Source organism: Thalassolituus sp. UBA6592, from assembly GCF_002433655.1.
GTDB lineage: Bacteria > Pseudomonadota > Gammaproteobacteria > Pseudomonadales > Oceanobacteraceae > Venatoribacter.
The window spans coordinates 1-2662 of sequence record NZ_DJIO01000010.1 but is presented as its reverse complement, the minus strand read 5'-3'; the positions used below and the strand labels follow the sequence as shown (position 1 = coordinate 2662).

Genomic DNA, 2662 nt, shown 5'->3' with positions numbered 1-2662 from the left:
TGCTGGTTTTGCTGCTGGTTTTGCTGCTGTTTTTGCTGCGACGGTTACCATTGGCGGGTTTTTTCGGGGGCATGGGCGGACTCTGATGATATCGAGTGGGTGGGAGGGAAGGTCAGGCCGCGCATTCTAACGATTACCGGCCCGCGAATAAAAAGATTTCTGTCATAAATAGACCCGGTCAGGGGCAGAAATACTGTGTCATATTTTTCCCGTGGCCGCCTGCGTATGCCACACAGCAGTTACCTGATGTTAACCGGCAGGCATACAATCCGGAGCTCTTATGACTGAACACAATAATAAAACCCAGTCTGTTGTTATTAAACCCCGGCGCATGGCCTTCGATACCCGTGCTCCCATGCGCAAATATACCTTTGGTGATAATGCCCTGATCAGCACGTTTTTTTACGCGCTGTCGGCTATGTTTCCCGACGGTGAACGCTTTTTTATTCACTCCGTGCGTAACTTCCAGAAAGAAATCGATGATCCGGTGCTGCAGGCTCAGATCAAAGGTTTTATCGGTCAGGAAGCACACCACGGTCATTCCCATGAAGGACTGAACCAGAACATCGAAGCCATGGGCTTTCCGATGAGCGGGCTGGTGACGCATATGCAGAAACGGGTGGAGTTTCTCAAACGCAGTTTTGGCCCGGCACGTCAGCTGGCTTTGACCGCTGCGATGGAGCATTTCACCGCAGCACTGGCTGAGTATCTGCTGAAATACCCGGAAATTCTTGATGATGCCGACGACACCATCCGTAAGATGCTGATCTGGCACGCGGTGGAAGAAATCGAGCATAAATCCGTAGCGTTCGATGTTTACCGTCAGAAGGTGAACAACGAATTTATGCGTAAGCGGGTGATGGTGATTGCCATGGCTTCGCTGTTTGTCCGGATCGGTTATTACCAGTTCCGCCTGTTGAAAGCGGATGGCCACTTCCCGTCATGGAAAGAATGGCGCGGGGCTTTCAGCTTCTTCTGGGGCAGGAAAGGCATTCTGCGTGAGAATATGCGCTCGTTGCGGCAGTACTTCCGCACGGGCTTTCACCCCTCAGATATCAACCAGCAGGACTTAATCGACCACTGGCAGGAGCGTCATCCGGACGTCGCCGCCTTGCAGACCAACTGACCAACGCGCTGCAGACTGACAGTCTGGTCTGACGTTCAGCCCCCGTTGCCAGGGCCGCAGGGGCTTCCTGCAATTATTGCCGCAGGGGCTTCCTGCGATTATTGCCACAGGGGCTTCCTGCAATTTTTGCCTGAGTACCTTTCTTCACCGGTGTCATTGGGCGGGCTTCTGCCATTTATGCCCACAGTTACGCCCACCGTCTTTGCGGTTGGCCGGAACCTCCGCGCCGATCATCTTTCATACCTTCACACCGGTTACGCTTAAGCTTTGCTATCCGCTGATCGCTGACTTCCGTCAGCTGACCCTTGTAATTGCCTCAAGCGGCCATATATCAGAAACCACAATCAATGAGTGTGTTGGTGAAACCACTCACTCTGAAGACAACCTGGAGTTGCCTGTGCCTTTTCTACTGATTTTTATCATTGTCCCCGTGATTGAGCTGGCTGTGCTGATCAAGGTGGGCTCTTACATCGGCGTACTGTGGACTGTTGCGCTGATTCTTCTGACTGCGTTTATCGGCGTTGGCCTGCTGCGGGTGCAGGGGCTGGCGACCCTGATGCGCGCCAGTCAGCGTATGCAGGACGGTCAGTTGCCAGCCCGTGAGCTGGCCGAAGGTTTTCTGCTGGCCCTGGCCGGCGCGCTGTTACTGACGCCTGGCTTTGTGACCGATGCTTTTGGCTTTGCTCTGTTAGTGCCTGGTGTACGGGGAGCTATGGCTGGTTCGGTGATGAATATGCTGAAAGTAAGAGCGGTGGGCGGCATGCACCAGACCTTCCGTCAGCCAGAGCGCGAAGTACATCCGCAGCGTGACAGTGAGATTCCGCATCATCCTCACCGTCCGGAAGTGATTGACGGTGAGTACAAGCGCGAAGACTGATTTGCGCCAAAAGCGAAATTTTTTCACTTTGGGGTGTTGAAATCTGTTGGCTTCACCCCCAGTAAGCGAAACACAAGAGATTTGGAGCTGCTGATATGAGTCTGCCGCTCCGCTTAACAGCAAACATACAATATTGCTTTAACCATTGGAGATAACCTCAGATGAAAATCCGTCCTTTACACGATCGCGTCGTTGTTCGTCGCAAGGAAGAAGAGCAAACCACAGCTGGCGGTATCCTGCTGCCAGGTTCCGCGGCTGAAAAACCTAATCAGGGCGAAGTGGTTGCCGTCGGTACGGGTCGTATTTCCAACAATGGCGAAGTTCAGCCTATGTCTGTGAAAGTCGGTGACACCGTTATGTTCGGCAAATACTCCGGTTCCAACACCATCGAAATCGACGGTGAAGAACTGCTGATCCTGAACGAAAGCGAAATCTACGGCGTACTGGAAGCCTGATCCGGCAACCATACTGACTAACAACTGATTCAAGATTTAAAGGAAAGATAAGATGGCTGCTAAAGAAGTTAAATTTGGCAACGACGCCCGCGTAAAAATGCTGGCTGGCGTTAACGTACTGGCAAACGCAGTAAAAGTTACTCTGGGTCCAAAAGGCCGTAACGTGGTACTGGAGAAATCCTTCGGTGCTCCAACCATCACCAA

The 2662-nt window shown here is 52.4% G+C and carries 3 protein-coding genes; all 3 read left to right on the top strand.

Annotation, left to right across the window (positions count from 1 at the left end):
• Positions 1-280: 280 nt before the first annotated feature.
• Entirely contained in the window at positions 281-1126 is an 846-nt protein-coding gene (locus B2Z72_RS01025; RefSeq protein ID WP_296983177.1) for a metal-dependent hydrolase, read from the top strand.
• Between the two features lie 397 nt (positions 1127-1523).
• Entirely contained in the window at positions 1524-2003 is a 480-nt protein-coding gene (locus B2Z72_RS01020; RefSeq protein WP_297004000.1) for an FxsA family protein, read from the top strand.
• A 161-nt stretch (positions 2004-2164) separates the two neighbouring features.
• Positions 2165-2458 carry a co-chaperone GroES gene (locus tag B2Z72_RS01015; protein WP_296983174.1) on the top strand — a complete coding sequence of 98 codons (294 nt, stop codon included), beginning with the start codon at positions 2165-2167 and terminating at the stop codon, positions 2456-2458.
• Positions 2459-2662 lie beyond the last annotated feature (204 nt).

Bases quoted from the DNA above. Each gene is read 5' to 3' on its own strand.
- B2Z72_RS01025 (WP_296983177.1), top strand. From the start codon at position 281: ATGACTGAACACAATAATAAAACCCAGTCTGTTGTTATTAAACCCCGG.
- B2Z72_RS01015 (WP_296983174.1), top strand. From the start codon at position 2,165: ATGAAAATCCGTCCTTTACACGATCGCGTCGTTGTTCGTCGCAAGGAA.